Annotated in this window: 18 protein-coding genes; 5 read left to right on the forward strand and 13 right to left on the reverse strand. The window is 64.6% G+C overall.

Translation table 11 applies throughout. From position 1 onward, the window contains the following. The first annotated feature begins 82 nt into the window (after positions 1–82). On the forward strand, positions 83–2,212 hold the full coding sequence (locus H4V95_RS12435) for a protein kinase domain-containing protein (protein WP_209730782.1): 2,130 nt from the start codon (positions 83–85) through the stop codon (positions 2,210–2,212). Between the two features lie 96 nt (positions 2,213–2,308). Here H4V95_RS12435 and H4V95_RS12440 read toward each other — a convergent pair whose 3' ends face one another. Beyond that, positions 2,309–3,691 (reverse strand): class II 3-deoxy-7-phosphoheptulonate synthase, encoded by a 1,383-nt coding sequence (locus tag H4V95_RS12440; protein WP_312884102.1) that lies wholly within the window; start codon positions 3,689–3,691, stop codon positions 2,309–2,311. A 339-nt stretch (positions 3,692–4,030) separates the two neighbouring features. After that, positions 4,031–4,882 carry a 1-acyl-sn-glycerol-3-phosphate acyltransferase gene (locus tag H4V95_RS12445; protein ID WP_209731364.1) on the reverse strand — a complete coding sequence of 284 codons (852 nt, stop codon included), beginning with the start codon at positions 4,880–4,882 and terminating at the stop codon, positions 4,031–4,033. A gap of 132 nt (positions 4,883–5,014) precedes the next feature. Here H4V95_RS12445 and H4V95_RS12450 point away from each other — a divergent pair, with 132 nt between their 5' ends. Together H4V95_RS12450 and H4V95_RS12455 are read left to right on the forward strand one after the other, a co-directional pair. Continuing rightward, positions 5,015–5,779, forward strand: a complete 765-nt coding sequence (locus H4V95_RS12450; protein WP_209730784.1) for a carboxylesterase — start codon at positions 5,015–5,017, stop codon at positions 5,777–5,779. Continuing rightward, the gene (locus H4V95_RS12455; protein ID WP_209730785.1) at positions 5,776–6,267 is read left to right on the forward strand and encodes a hypothetical protein; all 492 of its coding nucleotides are present in this window, start codon (positions 5,776–5,778) and stop codon (positions 6,265–6,267) included. The genes H4V95_RS12450 and H4V95_RS12455 overlap by 4 nt, the downstream gene beginning before the upstream one ends. 47 nt (positions 6,268–6,314) lie before the next feature. On the opposite strand, the gene H4V95_RS12460 is transcribed toward H4V95_RS12455, so the two are convergent. The 6 genes from H4V95_RS12460 to H4V95_RS12485 all read right to left on the reverse strand — a co-directional run bounded on the left by H4V95_RS12460 (position 6,315) and on the right by H4V95_RS12485 (position 11,593). Beyond that, complete coding sequence (locus H4V95_RS12460) at positions 6,315–7,202, reverse strand: DMT family transporter (protein WP_245345687.1); 888 nt, start codon at positions 7,200–7,202, stop codon at positions 6,315–6,317. Next, positions 7,199–7,930: a B3/4 domain-containing protein gene (locus tag H4V95_RS12465; protein ID WP_209730786.1), complete on the reverse strand. Its 732-nt coding sequence runs from the start codon at positions 7,928–7,930 to the stop codon at positions 7,199–7,201. The genes H4V95_RS12460 and H4V95_RS12465 overlap by 4 nt, the downstream gene beginning before the upstream one ends. Beyond that, positions 7,927–8,529: a helix-turn-helix domain-containing protein gene (locus tag H4V95_RS12470; RefSeq protein ID WP_209730787.1), complete on the reverse strand. Its 603-nt coding sequence runs from the start codon at positions 8,527–8,529 to the stop codon at positions 7,927–7,929. Before H4V95_RS12470 ends, H4V95_RS12465 begins: the two co-directional genes overlap by 4 nt. A gap of 88 nt (positions 8,530–8,617) precedes the next feature. Then, positions 8,618–9,133: a PKD domain-containing protein gene (locus H4V95_RS12475; RefSeq protein WP_209730788.1), complete on the reverse strand. Its 516-nt coding sequence runs from the start codon at positions 9,131–9,133 to the stop codon at positions 8,618–8,620. Positions 9,134–9,571: 438 nt separating this feature from the next. Then, positions 9,572–10,243 (reverse strand): DUF6318 family protein, encoded by a 672-nt coding sequence (locus H4V95_RS12480; protein ID WP_209730789.1) that lies wholly within the window; start codon positions 10,241–10,243, stop codon positions 9,572–9,574. A gap of 237 nt (positions 10,244–10,480) precedes the next feature. Further along, complete coding sequence (locus tag H4V95_RS12485; RefSeq protein ID WP_245345688.1) at positions 10,481–11,593, reverse strand: ROK family glucokinase; 1,113 nt, start codon at positions 11,591–11,593, stop codon at positions 10,481–10,483. A 138-nt stretch (positions 11,594–11,731) separates the two neighbouring features. On the opposite strand from H4V95_RS12485, the gene H4V95_RS12490 reads away from it, so the two are divergent. Continuing rightward, positions 11,732–13,540, forward strand: coding sequence for a long-chain fatty acid--CoA ligase (locus tag H4V95_RS12490; RefSeq protein WP_209730791.1), 1,809 nt, complete (start codon positions 11,732–11,734; stop codon positions 13,538–13,540). Between the two features lie 5 nt (positions 13,541–13,545). Here the strand turns inward: H4V95_RS12490 and H4V95_RS12495 are convergent, their stop codons facing one another. Both H4V95_RS12495 and H4V95_RS12500 read right to left on the reverse strand, forming a co-directional pair. After that, positions 13,546–14,949 carry a mycothione reductase gene (locus tag H4V95_RS12495; protein WP_209730792.1) on the reverse strand — a complete coding sequence of 468 codons (1,404 nt, stop codon included), beginning with the start codon at positions 14,947–14,949 and terminating at the stop codon, positions 13,546–13,548. A gap of 127 nt (positions 14,950–15,076) precedes the next feature. Next, the gene (locus H4V95_RS12500; protein WP_209730793.1) at positions 15,077–18,484 is read right to left on the reverse strand and encodes a pyruvate carboxylase; all 3,408 of its coding nucleotides are present in this window, start codon (positions 18,482–18,484) and stop codon (positions 15,077–15,079) included. A gap of 209 nt (positions 18,485–18,693) precedes the next feature. On the opposite strand from H4V95_RS12500, the gene H4V95_RS12505 reads away from it, so the two are divergent. Beyond that, on the forward strand, positions 18,694–19,530 hold the full coding sequence (locus tag H4V95_RS12505; RefSeq protein WP_209730794.1) for a ParA family protein: 837 nt from the start codon (positions 18,694–18,696) through the stop codon (positions 19,528–19,530). A 71-nt stretch (positions 19,531–19,601) separates the two neighbouring features. Here the strand turns inward: H4V95_RS12505 and H4V95_RS12510 are convergent, their stop codons facing one another. From H4V95_RS12510 to H4V95_RS12520, 3 genes are all read right to left on the reverse strand, one after another. Further along, entirely contained in the window at positions 19,602–20,195 is a 594-nt protein-coding gene (locus tag H4V95_RS12510; RefSeq protein WP_196867719.1) for a MerR family transcriptional regulator, read from the reverse strand. A 196-nt stretch (positions 20,196–20,391) separates the two neighbouring features. Beyond that, the gene (locus tag H4V95_RS12515) at positions 20,392–20,901 is read right to left on the reverse strand and encodes a bifunctional nuclease family protein (protein WP_209730795.1); all 510 of its coding nucleotides are present in this window, start codon (positions 20,899–20,901) and stop codon (positions 20,392–20,394) included. An 11-nt stretch (positions 20,902–20,912) separates the two neighbouring features. After that, positions 20,913–21,662, reverse strand: coding sequence for a MerR family transcriptional regulator (locus tag H4V95_RS12520; protein ID WP_245345690.1), 750 nt, complete (start codon positions 21,660–21,662; stop codon positions 20,913–20,915). Between the last annotated feature and the right edge of the window lie 5 nt (positions 21,663–21,667).

Here is a 21,667-nt window from a genome sequence, read left to right on the forward strand (position 1 = left end):
TCCCTGACGGGACGACCGGTGAAACGGGGTGGAATCGGGTGTCGATTCCACCCCGTTCCATGTCTGCACTTAGGATCAAAGGGTGCATGAACGGCAGAACGACCCGCTGGTGGGCTCGGTGGTGGACGGGCGATATCTCGTCCTGTCGCGCCTTGCCCGGGGCGGCATGTCAACTGTCTATCGAGCCACCGACCAGCGCCTTGACCGGGACGTGGCACTGAAAATCCTGTACCCCCATCTTGCCGAGGACGCCAGCTTCCTGGACCGTTTCGAACGCGAGGCGAAGTCCGCGGCGCGGCTATCCCACCCCCACGTGGTGGGCGTCCTGGACCAGGGCGCCGAGGACTCCCCCGAGCGGTCCCTCGCCTACCTCGTCATGGAATATGTGCCAGGCAAAACGCTTCGGGACCTACTGCGGGAGAAGGGACGGCTCACCCCGCGGATCGCCCTGGCCATGATGGATCCCGTGGTCGAAGGACTGGGTGCGGCGCACGACGTCGGGCTGGTACACCGCGACGTGAAACCAGAGAACGTGCTGCTGGCCAGCAACGGGCGGATCAAAATCGCGGACTTCGGTCTGGCCCGCGCGGTCTCCACCACCACCAACACCGGCACCCTGATCGGCACTGTCGCCTACCTGTCCCCCGAGCTGGTCACCGGCGGAGGTGCTGACGCCCGCAGCGATATCTACTCGGCCGGCATCATGCTGTTCGAACTGCTGACGGGAAGGCAGCCCTACACCGGCGATGTTCCCATCCGGGTGGCCCTGCAGCACGCCAACTCCACGGTGCCCGCCCCCTCCACGCTGGTGCCCGGGCTGGCTGCGGACATCGACGAGCTGGTCCAGTGGTGCACCTCGGTTGACCCGGAGGATCGCCCTATCGATGGCAACGCCCTCCTCGGCGAACTCAGGCACATCCGGACCACCCTCACCGACGAGCAGCTGGACTTCGAACTCCCCGACGACGAGCGCAGGGACGATACTCCCGCGGCGGTGGCCGGTGGAAAGCCCGGCGGCACCGAAGCGATCGATACCGTCTCCGGGGGCGGCGCCACCGAGGTAATCGGCGCACGCCGCAGCCCGCGACCGACCGAAGTGATCGGGGCCGACCAGTTCAGGACATCGGTGATCGCGCACGACGTCCAGCACACCCGCGCTTTCCGGACTACTCCGGAACCCCAGTCAGCACCCCAGTCCACACCCCCGAAAGAGCCGGACCCGAAGACCCGTGACAAGGCGGCAGCGCGGGACTTCAAGGTCTATCAGAAACAGCAGGCCAAGGCGGCCCAGCGGCCCGAGAAATCTCTCCACCCGGGAAACCGGGGTCGCCGCAACGCGCTCTGGATTGTGCTGCTGCTCCTCCTCGCGGGGTTGGCCGCCGGGGTCGGGTGGTTCTTCGGCGTCGGTCCCGGCGCCCTGGCCACCATGCCCGACGTCGTCAACCGCTCGGTGGCGCAAGCGGAACTCCTGTTGGCCGAGAACGGCCTCGACTCCCCCCGCTCGGAGGAGGAGTTCCATGATGAGGTGGAGTCAGGGCTGGTGATCCGCAGTGAACCGGCAGCACGAACGCAGCTCCGCCGCTACGAGTCGGTGGAACTATTTGTCTCCAAGGGTCCCGAACTGTTCGAGGTTCCCAACGTGGTCAGCCGCAGTGAGGCGTCCGCGACGGCACAGCTCGACGGAACCGAACTGGCAATCGGTGAGATCACCCGGGAGTTCAGTACCGACGTCGCCGACGGGCTGGTCATCAGCCAAACACCCGCCGCCGGCGAGCAGTCTCCCCGCGGCACATCGGTCAACCTTGTGGTGTCGCAGGGACCGCAGCCCATCGATGTCCCGGTGGTCTCGGGGCTTTCCCGGGCGGATGCTGTTGAAGCGATCGAGGCCGCCGGGCTGGTCGCCGCCGTCGCGCCCGACGGCGAGAACAGCCGGGACCTCCCAGAGGGTGCCGTCGTCGGGCAGAGCCCATCCGGCGGCCAGCTCACCCGTGGCCAGACGGTGACACTCACGTTGTCCCTTGGCCCGCGCCTCGTGGAAGTACCCAACGTGTTCTCCCAGCGGGAGGAAGCGGCCGTGGCCGAGCTCGAGGCGGCCGGCTTCGTCGTCGTCGTGGACTACACCTTCGGTAGCTCGGTCCTTGGGCTGGTGGCGGGCCAGGACCTCACCGGTGAACAGCCCGAGGGGTCGACGGTCACCATCACCGTCACGTAGCCGACGCTCATTCTCGAGCTGACCGGGTTGCGTCGCGGAAATGCATCCGGTCACCACAAAGGCGAAGCGTTGCCGCTTCGCCTTTGTGGTGAACTGCTAGCTCTTGGAAAGTGCTCCGGCAACCAGGAATGCCATCTCGAGGGACTGCATGTGGTTGAGGCGGGGATCGCAGACCGATTCGTAGCGCTCCAGGAAGGCTTCCTGGTCCACAGGATCAGCGCCACCCAGGCACTCGGCGACGTCGTCGCCCGTCATTTCGACGTGCAGGCCACCCGGGAAGGTGCCCAGGGAGTTGTGCACCTCAAAGAAGCCACGGACCTCATCCATGACGTCGTCGAAGTTGCGGGTCTTGTAGCCGTTCGGTGAAGTGACCGTGTTCCCGTGCATCGGGTCGGAGACCCACAGCACCTGAGCGCCGGAGTCGGTGACCTTCTGGACCAGCTTGGGCAGCTTCTCCCGGATATTGCCGGCGCCCATCCGGGTGATGAAGGTCAGGCGACCCGGTTCGCGGTTGGGGTCGAGCTTGTCGATCAGGGCCAGCGCATCGTCTGGGGACGTGCCCGGGCCAAGCTTGACGCCGATCGGGTTGCGGACCCTGGAGAGGAAGTCGATGTGCGCGCTGTCGATGTCGCGGGTGCGCTCCCCAATCCACAGGAAGTGGGCTGAAGTGTCGTACGGCAGCCCCGTGCGGGAGTCGGTCCGGGTGAGAGCGCGCTCGTAATCGAGCAGCAGCGCCTCATGGCTGGCGAAGAACTCCACCCGCTTCAGCGCTTCGAAATCAGTGCCACATGCGTCCATAAAACGGACGGCGCGGTCAATCTCACGGGCCAGCGACTCGTAACGCGAGTGGGCGGGGTTGGCGGTGAATCCCTTGTTCCAGTGATGCACCAGGCGCAGGTCGGCAAAACCGCCCTGGGTGAAGGCGCGGATCAAGTTCAGGGTCGATGCGGACGTATGGTACGCCTTGACCATGCGGGAAGCGTCATGGCCCCGCGATTCAGGGGTGAACTCATAGCCGTTGACCATGTCGCCGCGGTAGGCCGGCAGGGTAACGCCTTCGCGGGTCTCGTCGTTCGATGAGCGGGGCTTGGCGAACTGTCCGGCCATCCGACCCATCTTGATGACAGGGAGCGAGGCGCCATAGGTCAATACCACTGCCATCTGGAGGATCGTCCGCACGCGGGCGCTGATCCGGTCTGCGGTCGCGCCTTCGAAGGTTTCGGCGCAGTCGCCGCCCTGAAGCAGGAATGCCTTCCCCTGTGCAGCGGCGGCCAGGCGGCTGCGCAGCACGTCAACCTCGCCAGCGAAGACGAGCGGCGGAAGGGTGGAAAGCTCCTTGACGGAGGCCGAATACACGCTGCTGTCCTGCCAGGAGGGCTGCTGCGAAATTGGCAACTCGCGCCAATGGTCGAGCATGGGGTCGGCCTGCTGGCTGCTCTGCCCGGCTGAGGGAACGGTGGAATCGGTGGGTGCGAGGATATCAGTCACCAGTTAAGCGTAATGGTTCAGGCAACCCGAGGTAGCCAGGGCCGTCACGCAGCCAGGCGGCGTTGTCATATTGTGCCGCCCGTTACTCGGCCCGTCGCACGCGGTGAGGACTGTGGAGGGACAGGCTTCCACGGGTGGCAGAGTAGTGCGGGCCGGGCTACAGCGGGGGCGCCGCCTGCAGGTTAAGGGAAGGCACCGGAGCGCTACCGGCTGCGGGTCAGCCAGGACGGTAGCTTGATGCTGGCGAGTCTGCCGCGAACCGAGTGCTTGTCAGTCCCGGAAGCCTCAGCCGTGGCCATCCCGGTTCCAGCCTTCTCGGTTCCAGCCTTCTCAGTCGAGCCCCTCAGCTCGGGCCCTGCGATCTTCGTGCCGGCCGTCTTCGTACCCGGTCGCCTTCATATCTGCGGCCTTCTTCTCCGAAGCTTTCTTCTCAGATTCCTTCTTCTCCGAAGCTTTCTTCTCAGTATCCTTCTTCTCTGTGGCCTTCTTCTCTGTCACCTTCGCTGCGGCAAGCTTTTCTTTGACGCTGCTCGCGTACACGTCCACGTACTCCTGGCCGGAGAGCCTCATGAGTTCGTACATGATCTCATCGGTCACTGACCGCTGGACAAAACGGTCCTCCGCCAACCCCTTATAGCGGGAGAAGTCCAGGGGTTCGCCAACAATGATGCCGATCCGGCGGATATTGGGGATGCGCCTACCGATGGGCTGCACCTTGTCGGTGCCGATCATCGCCACCGGAATCACTGGGACACCCGTAGCCAGGACCAGTTTGGCAACGCCCGTCTTTCCGCGGTACAGCCGCCCATCCGGGCTGCGGGTTCCCTCGGGGTAGATACCCAGGATGCCGCCGCCATTGAGCACCGCTTCCCCTGCGCTCAGTGATGAGGACGAGGCAGCACCTCCCGAACGGTCCATCGGGAGCTGGTTGGAGAGGCGAAAGAACAGCGCGGTGAGTTTGCCTTTCATCCCCTTCCCCGTGAAGTACTCGGATTTGGCCAGAAAGATCACCGGACGGGGCACAGCGATGGGAAGAAAAATGGAGTCGGAGAAGGAGAGGTGGTTGCTGACCAGTACGGCCGGGCCCTCCGCCGGGACATTGTCCATTCCCTTTACCCACGGACGGAAAATCAGACCCAGAATCGGACCCACAATGATCCGTTTCATGAACCAATAAAACACGCTGACAGCCTTCCTAGACCCGGACGGGACCACACGGGAATCCCCCACTGATGATCGCGCTTTTCCTTGAGAGACTACTCTAAGGGGCGTATCCGCTGGTAAGGCATCGACAGCAGGTGGCACGATGGGGCTATGACATCCAGTGCCAGCCCAGTCGCCTTCTCCAACGACGGTTTCGGGGAAAACTCCCGCATCGGAGTGGTGATGAGCCACGGCTTCACCGGATCCCCGGTCAGCCTGCTGGAATGGGCGCAGTATCTGGCCGACCAGGGGTACGCCGTGAGGCTACCGCTGCTTGCCGGGCACGGAACTACCTGGCAGGAGCTTGCCCGCACTCCCTGGCAGCGCTGGTACGCCAGCTATGAGGCCAGCTACCGGGAACTGGAACAGTCGACCGACGTGATCGTCGCCGCGGGACTCTCGATGGGCGGGGCCCTCGCTCTACGGTTGGCCGCACTGCAGCCAGTGGCCGGCGTCGTCGTCGTCAATCCCGGCCTGACCATCGCCGACCCGCGGGCGCGCTACGCGGGGCTGCTGAAGTATGTGATGCGCTCGGTGCCCGCGATTGCCAACAACATCAAGAAGGAAGGGGTGGACGAGGGTGCCTATGCGCGGACCCCCGTCGCCGCCGTCGGGCAGCTCTCGAGACTTTTCCGGGAGACGGTGGCACAGCTGCCCACCATTACCGCCTCGACCCTGGTTTTTCGTTCATCAGTCGACCCGGTGGTACCGGAGAGCAGCATAGAGGTATTGCAACAGCGGATTGGGAGTGCTGAACTGGAGATTGTCCGTTTGGAGAACAGCTATCATGTTGCGACCATGGACCATGACGCGCAGTCGATTTTTGAACGCTCAGCGCAATTCATCCAGCACGTGACGGCAGGTAGCACCGCATGACACCCCGAGGTCAGGAACCCAACGAGTCCACCGACGATGCCGTCTGGCAGGATCTGGTGGCGCGGCTGGAGCAGACTCCCAGTGCGCCGGACAGAGCGGGCGGAGAAGCCCCCGAACCGGCACCAGAACGGAACGCGGGAGTAGGGATGTCCGATCAGGAGCGGGTGCGCGCGCTGTTCGAGAATCAGCCCCGCCGCTCCCCCGGGGGTCCACGGGACTACACCCCCCAGGAGCCCGACGACGACGAAGACGAGGGGTATCACCCGCCGGAGCCGCCAGCTCTGGGCAGCGGAGAACCGCTCCTGGTGCTCGCCTGGTTCGGTGCCGTCGGTGGACCAATCGCCCTGCTGCTGCTTGCCATGTTCTGGCGAGCAGCTCCGCTCATGATGATGCTGGGAGTCTTGGCCATCTTCCTGGTCTCGGTGGCGTTCCTCATTTTCCGGCTGCCCAAGACCCGGGATTTCGACGATAACGGCGCAGAGGTCTAGCTGCATTGCCCTGAGAAGCTATTGCTCCGGTAGCCCTTTGGCTTCGGTCACCCGGGAACGTGCAGCGTCTCGGCCTGCGGGGTAGCTGAGTGGTGATCGCGCCGACCTCCTCGCTGCGCGGCCGCGCCGGCCAGCACCACCAAGGCAATCCCGATAATCTGCAGGGCTCCCAGCTGCTGCTGAAGAATGATCAGGCCCAGCAGCATCCCGAACGCCGGCTCCAGCGCCATCAGGGTTCCGAAAGCTGCCGGGGTCATCCGGCGCAGTGCGAGCATTTCCAGGGCGAAGGGCAGCACCGGCAGCAGGATCGCCAGTCCCAACGCCGCGACGAGGATGCCCGGAGTAATCTCCCCGACAGCCTGGGGAATGCCGATGGTCGCCGCAGCGAGTGCCGCGATCGGTACGGTGAGTGACAGGGAGCCGATCCCTGTGAACCGGTCACCGATGCGCTGTGTCAGCAGAATGTAGACCGCCCACCCCACGGCAGCTATTGCCGCGAACCCCACCCCGGTGGGGTCGAACTCTCCCCGCCAGGGCTGGGTCATCAGGACCACACCGAGCAGAGCGAGCGCTGGCCACACCAGCGCGCTTCGTTGGTGGCTGCGGATCGCTGCGACGGTCAGCGGTCCAAGGAACTCGATCGCCACCGCGGTTCCCAGGTCGATGTGCTCCAGTGCGGCAAGGAACCCGACGGTCATGACCCCGGTTGCGAGTCCGAGGCCAAGGATGGTCGGAACGTCCTGCCGGCGGATCGTGCGGAGCGGCGGACGGACCAGCAGGATCAGGATAATCGCTCCCATGCTCAGCCGCAGCCAGGCTGTTCCAGCGGGTCCGACGGTTCCGATCATGTCGACGGACAGGGCGGAGCCGAGCTGGACCGAAAGCATCGCGGTGACCGCCAGTCCCCATGGCGGGACGAGTTGTGTCCTGGTCATGGCCGTTCCCGGGGGGCCTCGATGAGCCGTCTGGCTACCTGCACCTCGGCGCCGAGCCGCTCCAGCTGGGTGCACAGTTCAGCGGTGGCTTGGCCCAGCGCATCGTCCGACATAGGTGCCAGTGCGTCAAGAATGAACAGCGCACGTGTGGTGTGGTCATGGAGTTGAGTTCGCCGTCCCTGGCGCCAGTTCCAGCGCCGGCAGGTGACTCCCGCGTCATCACACCACACCACTTCTCCTGGCTCCGGGTGCTCCGCCGTCGCTTCTTCCCCGGTTGCGGTATCGAATGGTTCGGTTCCGGTGGCGCGGATCAGTCGTGGCGCGCCAACGTAGCCCGCCAGGTCCTCACCGCCCAGGGGGATCTGGTGCAGGACCGAGACCGCGTTGTACACATCGGTGAGACGGTTCACCCGGGGCAACCCGGTTGCCGTCCGACGCACCAGGGCCTCCAGGCTGTTCCTGGTGCGCTGGGGTTTGGCGCCGAAGGCCCGGTAGGTGTCGCGCCACGCCGCCACGTGCGGCAACTCCTCCACTGGTCCCGCGGCCAAAAGCTGGCCCGCGAACGTTTCAGCTGATTGCAGGAGTGCTTCGCTGACGTTGTCACTGGGGCCGGGCACCAGGCCATCGACGGCAATAAGGACGGCCCGGTAGTCCGGGCGCAAGGTGAATACCTCGGCATCCACCTGGCTGGAGTCCATCAGTTGCTGGAGCGCGCTTTGGCTATTCATTGCTTCCCTCCGCTCGAATGTCCCAGCCCGACGCCGGGCTCGAAAACAGCCATGGTGAACCGTGTGGGTTCGGCGCCGTCGTTCCGATAGGAGTGGTCAACATCGCCGGGGAAGGACAGAGCGTCTCCCGGTTCGAGCACGATTGGCTGGTCGTCGACCATTACCGTGAGCGACCCTTCCTGCACCTGAAGTAATTCCTTGGTCCCCTCAGAGTGGGGCTCGCTCGGATGGTGGTCTCCGGGCACCATGACCCAGTCCCAGAGTTCCACGACGTCCGGTGATTCGGTGCCCGCTACGAGACTGCCGCGGCCGCCGGCTTCCGAAGTCCAGAGGGCGGCTCCTTCGCCACTCCTGGTGACCGTGACGGGTTTCGGCGTAGGCGACTCGACCAGCGCCGGAAGACCAATCCCTAGGGCGTCGCTGATCCGTAAAAGCGTGCCGACACTTGGGTTCACGGCGCCCTGTTCTACATTGATCACCATTCGTCGGCTAACTCCTGCGGCCTCGGCCAGCTGCCCGAGCGTTAGGGAGCGGGACTGTCGCTCCTGTTTGACCCGTCCACCGATTGCCGCTGCCAGCGCGGTAGTAGTTGCATCCACGAGTGCAGCATACTGCACTATTAGTGCAGTATGCGTTTCGGTGGCCCCTCTATGAAGATGCGCATTCCGAATGATTCCTGTCAGCGTGTCAGCAGCCAACTCCGGAGGGGTTCTCAAGGCAGGTCTCAGCGACGCTGTGCCGCTCACTGCGCCAGATACTCATCAGGTGTGGTTCCGATGAGACCCGGGCGAGACCTGCGATCGGGAGCCACGGGCCACCATCAACTGAGTAGTCTCCAGCGAATAGCGTGTCCAGCTGCACGAAGTAGTCGCCGGTTTCCGTATACCTATGACTCGTGGGGGTCTCGGTATCAAACCCATCGCCCGGCACCGCACTTCCGGGGTTGGCGGTGGTCAGGCTTGTCCCGTCGCCGTAGGACCATTCGTAGGAGACTGGCCACGCACGCAGGTCAATCTGGGCGTTCTGAAACTCGAAAGTGAAGTCCTGGTCATTGGCGACGGCGTAGAGGTTGCTGTGCGCGTTCCTCAACCCGAACTGGTCAGGCTGTGAGAAGACACCCGCAGCCACCATCGGCTGACTCTCGAACTCAGTCAGCGTGATAATGATCGGTGCTTCCTCAAGGGTGTCTGCAGTCGGTGGCACCGGTGGTTGCCCCGGGTAGAGGCACCCACTCCGTCCCGTAGCAGTCTCTGTGGGTGGGCTGTTGTTCCGGTTCACCTCAATCCACTGCACCAACATTCCGTCGGCCCGTGCATCACACTGGGCGTTCAATTGCACACAGTATCCGGGATCCATGAAGTCTTGGGATCCAGCGGTGCAGACCCGCTCGTAGGTGTAATCAATCCCGTCATCAGTGGGAAGGTAGGCGTTAGTAGCTCCAGAAGACTCCCGCCCCCCTGAATCGCCGGAACCACCTTGGGACTCTCGAGTGACGTTCTTTGCACTCACGTTGGACTCGTCGAAGGTAATGCCCGATTCGTTTTCAGCTGCGAGAACAGGTGCCGCGAAGAGGAATAGTGAGGAAGAGAAACCGACAATTACTGCAATTGAAGTGCCTATACATGCATTGCTCATACGACGTCACGTTCCCTCTGGTGATCCGAAATCGAGCATGATCCACCCACCCTGCTCATAGGTGGCGATCAGGACATCGATACTTGGTTCAGAGCGTGGCGACTCGCCGACAGCCTCACCGGACTGCGAGAACAGGGTCACCTCGTCTTGCCCCACTTCGACAAATGAATTGATAGAGCCAGCCGTATTCAGTTCAAAATCGGAGGAAAAAGTGAGGACTTCAGCTTCCCCTCCGGCTGCCCAACCGCCGGCAGCGAATTGTTCCTGAACACCCTCGACTACGTTGCCGCAGGTTCCGCAACCGCTGTCAGTGATCTCTAGGAACTCATCCCAGTCGTTGGTGATGTATCCGTAGCTGAAAAGCTCGAACCAGTACTCGGTGAACGCCTCCAAGCCCTCCACCGAGTTCTCGTCGGCAAGTGCGGGTTTTTCTGGGACCGGGATGTTGGCAGCTGGACCGTCTGACGAGGCGGCGGTCGGCTCGGGCGTGGTGGGTTCCGGCGGTGTAGTCATCGGCGGAGGTGAAGTGCTGGTGGTCTGCTCCGGAGCCGAGGCCGAGGTCACCGTCGCGCTGGGGCCGGGCGGCGATGCATCGCCCTCGCAGCCCGTCATGAGATACCCGAGAACGACGGCCATGACAACGGCCGAGCCTCGCTGCAGCCCGGTTCCGCGACTCACCGGAATCTCCCGAAACGCGGGCGAACACAACCGCAGGGCTGAATTACGCTGAAGGACTGGATCAAACTGCAGGGCCGAATCAAGCTACAGGGCTGGATCGAACCGCCGGGCTGGAGCATGCTACGAGGCTGTGACACTGTGACTCCCGGGGATTTGGGGCCGAGTCGAAGCAATCGAAAGACAACAGAATAGCGGAATCCAAGAATTTGCAAACGGTTATCCACAAACCAAAAATGGTCAGATCCGGGAGGTACGCGCACCCCTCAGTCGCGGACTCAGCCGGGACAGATCCGCCGCCCCTACCAGCCCCGCATAGGGCCCCAACGCTGCGGCTTCCACCCGGGCGGCGGGACGGAACCCACGGCCCGTCAGGTTCCGCGCGAAAGCCCGGCGGGCCGGTTCCAGCAGCAGGTCGCCCGCTGCCCCCAGTCCGCCGCCCACCACAAACGTCCCGGGGTCCAGCGCCGCTGCCAGGTTGGCAAGTCCAAGCCCAAGCCACTGCCCGACGTCGTCGACGAGTTCACGGCAGGCAGGATCCCCTTCAAGCGCCAGCTTGGTCACCACAGCCCCGGTAATGAGCTGGGGATCGCCGTCGACCTCGCGCAATAGGGCCTGTGCCACCGGGGAATTCGCCGTCGCCAGCTCGCGGGCTTCGCGCCCGAGGGCATTGCCTGACGCGTACTGTTCCCAGCACCCACGGTTTCCGCACTCGCACCTATGCCCCTGCGGCACGATGATCTGGTGCCCAAACTCTCCGGCCACGCCAAAGCGCCCACGCTCCAACGCGCCGTCCATGATCATCGCCCCGCCAATGCCTGTGCCGAGGGTGATGCAGACGAGCCGGCTCTCCCCCTGCCCGGCGCCGAAGCGCCACTCAGCCCAAGCGGCGGCGTCGGCGTCGTTGACTACAGTGACCCGGCGGCGAAGGATCTGCTCGAGATTCTGGCGCAGTGGTTCGTTCCGCCAGGCTAAGTGGGGGCTGAACAACACGGTCCCGTTGGTCAGATCCATCCAGCCGGCCGCACCGATCCCGACGGACCGGATGCGGTATCCCACTGAGAGCTCGGCCACCAGTTCGGCAATGACCGCCTCCACATGCCGTGGGTCATGACCAGGGGTGTCCCGGCGTGCCTGGGCCAGGATATTTCCGCGGATGTCGACCACACCGGCGGCGACCTTGGTCCCGCCAATATCGATGCCAATCGCCAGTCCCCTTCGCAGGAAGTTCCGCGAATCAACTGGACCAGCTGCCACCCCTGGGCGACGTCTACCCTGTCTGCCACCCGGTCCGGGAACGCGCGGCTGCCCCCGCGGCCGGGGCGGTGCTGCGGCATCCGTCTGCCTGATCATGGGTGGTCCTCTTCCTGCGTCTGCTGTTGGCGTTGCGTGACCGTTACCGATTCGTACATTACTGGAGAGTATTTACGCCTGTGGAACCTATAGGCTAAAGAAATCCCGCAGATTTTGGAGATATCAAAGGAGATAGTCGTGCGCGAATACAGCGTCCCCGTCCTGGTGGACACCCCCCGTGACAGCAATATCACGGAGTTGGTGGTCAAACAGGCTTCGAAGCCTTCCAATCCCGCGCTGTTCTCGAAGAAGGACAGCGCCGGGGAATGGCAGGACATCCGGGCGACTGAATTCCTCGCTGACGTCCAGTTGCTGGCCAAGGGGTTGATGGCCAGCGGTGTGCAGGCCGGCGACCGCGTCGCCATCATGGCGCGCACCCGCTACGAATGGTCACTGGTTGACTTCTCGATCTGGTTCGCTGGCGCCATCTCGGTTCCCGTCTACGAGACCTCTTCCCCCTCCCAGGTGGGCTGGATCCTCGAGGATTCGGGTGCCGTCGCGGCGTTCGTCGAATCGGCGCGGCACGAGAACGTGGTCCGCCAGGCTTCGGCCGCAGCCAACATCCCAGGTGCCCAGCACGTGTGGCAGCTCGACGGCAACGGGCTCGATGCCCTCCGCAGTGCCGGCACCGGTATCGACGACGACGCCCTCGACGCCCGACGCCGGACGGCCGGCCTCGACGACGTCGCCACGATCATCTACACGTCCGGCACCACCGGCAAACCCAAGGGCTGTGAACTGACCCACGGAAACTTCGTCGAGCTCTCGGTCAACGCGGGTGCAGCGCTTCCCGAGGTTGCGCACGAAGGCGCGCAGACCATCATGTTCCTCCCCCTGGCCCACGTGTTCGCCAGGTTCATCTCGGTCCTCTGCGTCGCGGTCGGAGCCACGGTGGCACACACCCCCGACGTGAAGAATCTGCTCCCGGACCTGCAAAGCTACAAGCCCTCCTTCATCCTCGCGGTCCCCCGGGTCTTCGAGAAGGTCTACAACAATTCGATGCTCAAGGCCGAGGATGGCGGCAAGGGCAAGATCTTCCATGCCGGCGCCAAGGTGGCCATCGAATGGTCCAAGGCAGATCAGGCCGGTAAGGTCCCGCTGATGCTGAAGGTGAAACACGCCGTTTTCGACCGGATCCTGTTCAGCAAGATCCGTGAGGCGATGGGCGGGCGCGTGGAGCACGCCGTCTCCGGCGGCGCGCCGCTCGGCGACCGGCTGGGCCATTTCTTCCACGGCATCGGCCTGATGGTTCTCGAGGGTTACGGTCTTACCGAGACCACCGCCCCGATCACCGTGAGCACCCCAAAGAAGATCAAGATTGGCACCGTGGGCGCCCCGCTTCCCGGCAACGCCGTGAAAATTGCCGACGACGGCGAGATCCTCGCCAAGGGTGTCTGCGTGATGCGCGGCTACTACAAGCGTGATGACCTGTCCGAGGAAGCGTTCGCCGACGGCTGGTTCCGTACCGGCGACATCGGCGAACTCGATGACGAGGGATTCCTGAAGATCACCGGCCGCAAGAAGGAAATCATTGTCACGGCCGGCGGCAAGAACGTGATCCCGGCGCAGCTGGAAGACACCATCCGCTCCAACGCCCTGGTGTCGCAGTGCGTGGTCGTCGGGGATCACCGGGCATTCATTTCCGCCCTGATCACCCTCGACGAGGAGGCCCTCCCAGGCTGGCTGGACCGCCACCAGCTGCCCAAGGACACCACCGTCGCCCAGGCCGCCGAGCACCCACTCGTCACGGCTGAGGTCCAGCAGCTGGTGGATCAGGCCAACGCGAACGTGTCGCAGGCGGAGTCAATCAAGGCCTTCCGCATCGTGGCCACCGACTTCACCGAAACCAGCGGCCACCTGACACCGTCGCTGAAAATCAAGCGGGCCCAGGTCCTGAAGGACTACTCCTCGGTGGTCGAAGGGATCTACTCGACACCACGCTCGTAGCGGATTTACCCGGCCTTCAGGGACAGGAGCGCGTTCTCGACGACCTCCGTGAGGGCCGGGTGAACCCAGTACTGGCCGCTGGCCATGGTCTGGGCGTCCAGGCCGAAGGACATCGCCTGGATCAGTGGCTGGATAATCATTGACGCTTCGTGCCCCATAATGTGGGCACCCAGCAGGTGACCGGTGCGCTGGTCGGCGATGAGCTTCACGAAACCGGTGGTGTCCTCCATGGCCCAGCCGTAGGCGGTAGACCCGTACTGTTGCACGGCAACGGTGACCTCGAACCCTTCGGCCTCCGCCTTCGCCAGCGCCTCAGCTTCCGTCAGTCCGACGACGGCGATCTGCGGGTGGGTGAAAACGGCCGCGGGAACGAACCGGTGGTCGCTGCTGCGCAGATCGTCGGGGTGGGCAACGTTGTGCGCGACAATCCGCGCCTCATGGTTGGCGACGTGTTTGAGCTGGAACCTGTTGCTGACGTCCCCCAGCGCCCACACCCCATCCACTGGCACGCCGTCCCGGAGCACCCGCTGGTGTGAGTCGACCACGAGGCGGCCATCGGCTTCCAGGTCAAGCCCGGCGTCGGCCGCCGCCAGGCGGCCGGTGTTGGGTTCCCTGCCCGCGGCGACCAGGACGACGTCGACGTCGAGCACGCGGTCGTCGTCGTCGCCCGTGAGCACCGCGCGGACCGAGCCGTCGTCGTTGGCGGTGAGCGAGGCGACCGTATGGTTGAGCACCACGTCCCACTGGCGGGATGCTTCGGCGGTGAACGCCTCGGACACACTGTCATCGAGTGACCGCAGCAGGCTCCCGGAGCGGTTGACCACCGTGACAGCCGACCCGAACGCACCGAAGATGTGCGCAAACTCCGCGGCGACGTAGCCTCCGCCGAGGATCAGGATCCGCGCCGGCAGCTCCTCCAGCCGCATGATGGTGTCGGATGTGTGGACCTGCGGCAGGGTGATCCCCGGGATGTCAGGCAGGACCGCGCGCGAACCGGTGGCGATGACCACCTGGTCGGCGTGGATCTCTTCGCCCGCGTCAGTGACGAACGACTTGTCGCCGGTGAACCGGACGTAGTCCTCGTAGAGGGTGACATTCTCCAGCTCCTCCGCCCGGTAGTTTCGTCCGGCCTGGGAGATGGCGTCGATGCGGGTGAAGATCCGGTCGCGGATGGCCCGCCAGTGCACGTCGCGTAGTTCCAGGTCGACGCCCAGCCGGGAGGCCTCGCGCGCGTCGGTGGCCTGTTCGGCCGGGTAGACGAACATTTTCGTGGGAATACACCCTACGTTGAGGCAGGTTCCGCCGAAGGTTCCCCCGTCAATGATGGCCACCTTGCGGTCGTCCCAGTCCGGGGTGATGAGGCTGTTCCCGGATCCGGATCCGACAATGACCAGGTCGTAGTGGGTCATCGGCGGCCGCCGTTAGCGGAGCGTTCTTGCAGGGCCATGGTTCCTCACAGGGTCAGCGGGGCGCAGCGAAGCGGCGCCTGGTCTCCAGCAAAACACTAGCGCACCCTCCCCCGCGCTGAGGCAACGGCTAAGCCGGCTCCACCACGATCAGCAGGTCGCCACCTTGGACTTGTGAGACCTTTTCGACGGCGATGCGTTTGACTGTGCCGGCGACTGGTGTGGTGATGCCGGCTTCCATTTTCATGGCCTCGATGGAGGCGATCGTGGCGCCTTGTTCGATGGTGTCTCCCTCGGCGACCGTGATGGTGACGGCCCCGGCGAAGGGTGCCGCGATTTGGCCGGGGTTGGACTTGTCGGCTTTCTCGGCTGCCTTGACGTCGCTGTGGATGCTGCGGTCTCTGACGACGACGGGGCGCATCTGACCGTTGAGCGTGCACATCACGGTGCGCATGCCCTTCTCGTCTGCCTCGGACACGGCGCTGAGGGTGGCGATAAGCCGGACGCCCTTCTCGAGGGCGATGACGTGCTCGCTGCCCTGCTGCAGGCCGTAGAGGTAGTCCCGGGTGTCCAGGACGGAGACGTCGCCGTAGGTTTCGCGGGTGGCCAGGAAATCCTTGGTGGGCCCGGCGAACAGCAACCGGTTCAAGGTGGCGCGCCGCAGCGTCGATTCACCGGTCAGGGCTGCCTGATCCTCGCTGCTGAGTTCGGTGTCCCGGACCTTGACCTCGCGGCCCTGCAGCGCTTTGGTGCGGAAGGGTTCGGGCCAGCCGCCGGGAGGATCGCCGAGTTCACCGCTGAGGAAGCCAATCACGGAGTCGGGGATGTCGTAGTTCTGCGGGTTCTCCTCGAAGTCCGCGGGGTCCACGTTGGTGCCCACGAGCTGCAGCGCGAGGTCCCCGACCACCTTCGATGACGGGGTGACCTTCACCAGGCGCCCGAGCATCCGGTCCGCTTCGGTGTACATGTCCTCGATGGCCTCGAACCGTTCCCCGAGGCCCAACGCGATGGCTTGCTGCCGCAGGTTCGAGAGCTGACCTCCCGGAATTTCGTGACGGTAGACCCGACCGGTGGGACCGGGGAGCCCGGACTCGAAGGGTGCGTAGACCCGGCGGACCGCTTCCCAATAGGGTTCCAGCGAACACACGTCCGCCAGCGAGATACCGGTGTCGCGTTCGGTGTTGGCCAGAGCCGCGACCAGGGCTGACGCCGAGGGCTGGCTGGTGGTCCCGGCCAGGGAGGCGCTGGCGACGTCGACGGCGTCGACGCCCGCGTCGACCGCGGCCAGCAGGGTAGCGAGCTGTCCGCCGGCCGTGTCGTGGGTGTGCAGGTGGACCGGCAGGTCAAAGCGTTCCCGCAGGGCAGTGACCAGCTGCGCGGCCGCGGCGGGGCGCAGCAGTCCGGCCATGTCCTTGATCGCCAGGATGTGGGCGCCGGCGTCGACCATCCGCTGCGCCAACTCCAGGTAGTACTCCAGCGTGTAGAGCTTCTCCTCAGGGTCGAGCATGTTCGAGGTGTAGCACAGGGCCACTTCCGCGACGGCGGTGCCGGTGGCGCGGACCGCGCGGATGGCCGGTTCCATCTGTGAGACGTCGTTCAGGGCATCGAAGATCCTGAAAATGTCGATCCCGGTCTCCGCCGCTTCCTTCACGAAGGCCTCGGTGACTTCCTCGGGGTACGGGGTGTAACCGACCGTGTTGCGTCCCCGGAGGAGCATCTGCAGGCAGATGTTGGGCAGTTCCTTCCGCAGAGCCGCCAGACGCTCCCACGGTTCCTCGCCGAGGAACCGCAGCGCAACGTCGTAGGTGGCCCCACCCCACGCTTCCACCGAGAGCAATTGGGGCATCTGCCGGGACACGGCATCGCCGGCAGCCACCAGATCCCGGGTACGCACCCGGGTGGCGAGCAGCGACTGGTGCGCGTCGCGGAACGTGGTGTCCGTGACAGCCACGGCGGTCTGCGCGCGAAGCTCCGCGGCGAACTTCTCAGGTCCGAGCTCCTGCAGCCGCTGCCGCGATCCGGGGCCCGGGGCGGCGTCGTCCTCGCCAGCGACGGGGAGCTTCTCGGCCGGGTCGATCTCCACGAGCCGTTCGCCGTGGGGTTTGTTCACGGTCACGTCGGCAAGCCAGGTGAGCAGTTTCGTGCCCCGGTCCGCGGACACCCTGGCCGTCAGCAACTCGGGGCGTTCATCGATGAAGTTCGTGGCGACGTCCCCGGCAATGAAGTCCGGATCATCCAGGACGGCCTGCAGGAACGAAATGTTCGTCGACACCCCGCGCACCCGGAACTCGGCCAGGGCACGCCGGGCGCGGGTCACCGCGGACTTGTGGTCCCGGCCACGACAGGTCAACTTCACCAACATGGAATCGAAATGGGGGCTGATCTCGGCGCCCGCATACACGGTACCGCCGTCGAGCCGCACCCCCGCACCGCCAGCAGACCGGTACGCGGTGATCTGCCCGACGTCGGGCCGGAAACCATTCGCGGGATCCTCGGTGGTAATACGGCTCTGCAGGGCGGCGCCGCGCACCTGGACACTGTCCTGGCTCAGACCCAGATCGGCCAGGGACTCACCGGCGGCGATGCGCAGCTGCGCCTGCACCAGGTCAACATCGGTGATCTCCTCGGTGACCGTGTGCTCCACCTGGATACGCGGATTCATCTCAATGAACACGTGCTGGCCAGCCCGCTCCCCCACCGTGTCCACAAGAAACTCGACCGTACCCGCGTTCACGTAACCCAACGCCTTCGCGAACGCGACAGCATCCCGGTGCAAAGCCTGCCGGATACCCTCGTCAAGGTTAGGGGCCGGGGCAATCTCAATAACCTTCTGGTGGCGGCGCTGGATAGAACAATCACGCTCAAACAAGTGCATCACGTTGCCCTGGGCATCAGCCAGGATCTGCACCTCGATGTGACGGGGCCGCAACACCGCCTGCTCCAGGAACATGGTCGGATCACCGAACGCCGAATCGGCCTCCCGCATCGCCGCTTCGAGCGCTTCCCGAAGCCCCTCCCGCTTGTCCACCCGGCGCATCCCGCGCCCACCACCGCCAGCGACCGCCTTGGCGAAGATCGGGAACCCGATCTCGTCCGCGGCCGCAATGAGCTCATCCAGATCGGCGCTCGGCTGGGAAGACTTCAGCACCGGGATACCGGCCTTACGGGCAGCCTCCAAAGCATGGACCTTGTTACCGGCAAGTTCCAGCACATCCGCCGGCGGCCCAACAAAGGTAATACCCGCCTCCTCAGCCGCCCGGGCCAGCCCAGGGTTCTCGGACAGGAACCCGTACCCCGGATAAATCGCGTCGCAACCAGATTCCTTGGCAACCCGAACGATTTCCTCCACGTCCAGGTAAGCACGCACCGGGTGGCCCTCCTCCCCAATGAGGTAAGCCTCGTCAGCCTTCTGACGATGGATCGAGCCACGATCCTCGTAAGGAAAAACTGCAACTGTCTTCGCGCCGACTTCAAAGCCAGCACGGAAGGCACGGATGGCGATCTCGCCACGATTTGCTACCAGAATCTTCGAAAACATCGCTCTCCTGCGGACGTGCATCTCACCAGTGGATACCTGCGACCGTGTGCTACATCACGGCACTGCTCACCCTACCGCGCTGTGGGGTTCCACCCTTAACCCTTCGCAACATCGTGTTCTGGAGGCGGCGCTTGCTGGCTTCATAACGGCACCTGGTCAACCTATGATGGGAGTGTAGATCGACGAGATGTTAGGTGTTGGGTTAATAAGTGCAAGTAGTGAGCATCAGCAGCCTCAAGGGCGGCGTCGGTAAGACCTCGGTCACCCTGGGACTGGCATCAGCAGCGCTGGCAGCCGGCATTCCGACCCTGGTGGTGGATCTGGACCCCCATGCTGACGCCACCACCGGCATTGGCGTGAAGCCAGCCGACCGGATCGACATCGGGCGGTTGCTGGGGAACGCCCGCCGCGGCGACCTTCCGGGCAATGTGGCGCCGAGCGGCTGGGTAGCCTCCGCACGGCAACACAACCGGTCGACGTCGGGCGCGAAGACTGTCCTGGACGTAGCAGTGGGCTCCGCCTACTCGGGAATCTATGACCGGCCAGATCTCGGAAGGCGGGACCTGCGCCGCCTGAGCACCCTGCTGTCCCGGGTGGAGGGGTACGGCCTGGTCCTGATCGATTGCCCCCCGTCCCTGAACGGCCTGACCCGGATGGCGTGGACCGCCAGCAACCGGGTGCTGCTGGTCGCAGAGCCGGCCCTGTTCTCCGTGGCCGGCACTGAACGGACCATGCGGGCCATCGAGTTGTTCAAGCGCGAGTTCGCGCCGAACCTGTCCACCGCCGGGATTGTCGCCAACCGGGTCCGCCCGAATTCGAACGAACATACCTTCCGGCTCGCTGAGATGCGGCAGATGTTCGGTGACCTTCTGTTGAGCCCGATCATCACCGATCAGGAGAACTGGCAGCAGATCCAGGGTGCCGCCCACTCGGTACACCACTGGCCAGGGGAATTGGCACGCCAGACTTCCGGGTACTTTGATGAACTGCTCAGAAATGTGGTCGACTCGGGGCGGCTACGGAGCCGGGTGGCGCGTCGCGCCTGATGGCTTGACGGGCCCGGTGATGATGGGTCTGCCCCAAGAAAAGGGGGGCCTAGCTGCTGTGAAGCGGGAAGCTAGCTGATTTTGCGGGTGGCCCGGCGTTTGCTGAGCTCGTCGTCCGGGAAATCCTGATCGGCGGCGTGTTCGCTGGGAAGTGCCGCAAGGCTGCCTTCCACTTCTCGCCAGACCTTACCGACGGCGATGCCGAAGACTCCCTGCCCGCCCTGGACCAGGTCGATGACTTCCTCGGCGGAGGTGCACTCGTAGACGCTGGCGCCGTCGCTCATCAGGGTGATCTGGGCCAGGTCTTCGACGCCACGTTCGCGGAGGTGTTCGATCGCTGTTCGGATCTGCTGCAGGGAGACGCCGGTGTCGAGGAGGCGCTTGACCACCTTGAGCACCAGGATGTCACGGAAGCCGTACAGGCGCTGGGTGCCGGATCCGGAGGCGCCCCGCACCGCAGGTTCAACCAGCCCGGTGCGGGCCCAGTAGTCGAGCTGCCGGTAGGTAATGCCAGCGGCCTTGCAGGCGGTGGGGCCGCGATAGCCGGCATCCTCGTCGAGGATGGGGAGGTCTTCGGTGAAGAGGAGGCCCTGTGCGCTGGTAGGGATGCCAGTTCCGGCCGCAACCGCGTTGGAACCCGTACCGGCGTCGCCTTTGGGACTCACGTGCTGCCTCCTCGTTCTGTTCACCGTTGGAATACTAGGCACGGCAGCATCCGACATACACCAGAATTCTCAGGGTTTGCTCTCAAGTTTGCCCTGAGTTCATTGGTAGTGCAATGGAACCGTATGATTCGACGTTAGATTGCCGGGCACCCCAGGTCAAAGATGCAGGCCCTAAAGAGTTTGGCGTGTCGGGCCGTCAGCGCTCGAAATCCTCCGGCTCGACGTCTGCAAGGAACTCGCGGAACTGACGCAGTTCCCGTTCGGCGTTCACCGGTGGGGTGGCGGGGGTCTCGTCGTCGTCGTGCTCGGTTGCCTCGGTGATCTCGACGCCGGCCTCGTCCATGACCGAGGATGCGCAGTAGATGGGGCAGGGAACGCGGAGCGCCACGGCGATGGCGTCGGAGGCCCGGGAGCTCACCGTGGTGCCGTCGTCGAACACCAACTCGGCGTGGAAGACCGTGTCTTCCACAGAGGTGAGCTGCACCTGCCGGACGGACCGGCCGAGGGCGTTGACCACGCTGACCAACAGATCGTGGGTCATGGGGCGCGGCGGGACGATGCCCTGCTGGACGAACGCGATGGCGCTGGCTTCGGGCGCGCCGATCCAGATCGGAATGTGGCGCTCCCCCTGGGTCTCCTTGAGAAGGACCAGCGGTTGGTTGGAGGGCAGTTCGATCCGTACTCCGACAACTTCTACTTCAAGCATTGTGGGCCGCCTCAGCTATCCATGCGGGAAATTTGTCCCTGAACCAGCGCCGTGTGCAGGTTCAGGCACAGCTCGCTGATCTCACGGGCCATTTCGGCGGCGCGGGCCTTCGAGGCGACGTCACGCCGGGAGGCGACGGGTGCAACCACCCGCTCGACGAGGCCCAGTTCGCGGTCAGCGGCCGCGCGGAACGGGCGGAGGTGACGGGGTTCGATTCCGTGACCTTCGAGCAGCACGCACGCCCGCGTGATCCGCAGAGCGTGCTCGTCGAATCGCCCATCGACGGGGGCGATCAGCCCGAAGCCCACCAGGTCGAGGACGAGAGCATGCCTGGCCCCTGCCTCTGCCGTCAGGGTTTCAAGCGTGAGTGAACGCGTATAGGAGTGCAGGTCGCGGGACAGCTGCTCGGAGACCATCCGGGGCGAAAGGGTCATCCCGCCGGGGAGCGATTCGGGCTGCTCGCCGCGGTCGATCGCGTCGACGTAGTCCTTGATGACTTTCAGCGGCAGGTACTGGTCGCGTTGGAGCGCAAGCACGAACCGGAGGCGCTCAACATCGTGCGGTGCATATTTGCGGTACCCGGCGCGGGTGCGCTGGGGCGAAATCAGCCCCTTCTCTTCAAGGAACCTGATTTTGGACGCGGTGATTTGCGGGAAGTCCTCGGACAGTTCCGTCAGGACCTCGCCGATGTTGAGCACGTTGCCGTGGACTCGCTCGGGAGCGATGCCTACGGTGCGCCGTGCTGACTGGGGTGAGGGCATGCAGC

The sequence above is a fragment of the Arthrobacter sp. CAN_C5 genome (assembly GCF_017875735.1).
Classification (GTDB): Bacteria; Actinomycetota; Actinomycetes; order Actinomycetales; family Micrococcaceae; genus Arthrobacter_D.

Excerpts from the sequence above, each read along its gene's own strand:
- H4V95_RS12450 (WP_209730784.1), top strand. The coding sequence starts at position 5,015 with ATGACATCCAGTGCCAGCCCAGTCGCCTTCTCCAACGACGGTTTCGGG.
- H4V95_RS12455 (WP_209730785.1), top strand. The coding sequence starts at position 5,776 with ATGACACCCCGAGGTCAGGAACCCAACGAGTCCACCGACGATGCCGTC.
- H4V95_RS12460 (WP_245345687.1), bottom strand. The coding sequence starts at position 7,202 with ATGACCAGGACACAACTCGTCCCGCCATGGGGACTGGCGGTCACCGCG.
- H4V95_RS12465 (WP_209730786.1), bottom strand. The coding sequence starts at position 7,930 with ATGAATAGCCAAAGCGCGCTCCAGCAACTGATGGACTCCAGCCAGGTG.
- H4V95_RS12485 (WP_245345688.1), bottom strand. The coding sequence starts at position 11,593 with ATGATCAGGCAGACGGATGCCGCAGCACCGCCCCGGCCGCGGGGGCAG.
- H4V95_RS12495 (WP_209730792.1), bottom strand. The coding sequence starts at position 14,949 with ATGACCCACTACGACCTGGTCATTGTCGGATCCGGATCCGGGAACAGC.
- H4V95_RS12500 (WP_209730793.1), bottom strand. The coding sequence starts at position 18,484 with ATGTTTTCGAAGATTCTGGTAGCAAATCGTGGCGAGATCGCCATCCGT.
- H4V95_RS12515 (WP_209730795.1), bottom strand. The coding sequence starts at position 20,901 with ATGCTTGAAGTAGAAGTTGTCGGAGTACGGATCGAACTGCCCTCCAAC.
- H4V95_RS12520 (WP_245345690.1), bottom strand. The coding sequence starts at position 21,662 with ATGCCCTCACCCCAGTCAGCACGGCGCACCGTAGGCATCGCTCCCGAG.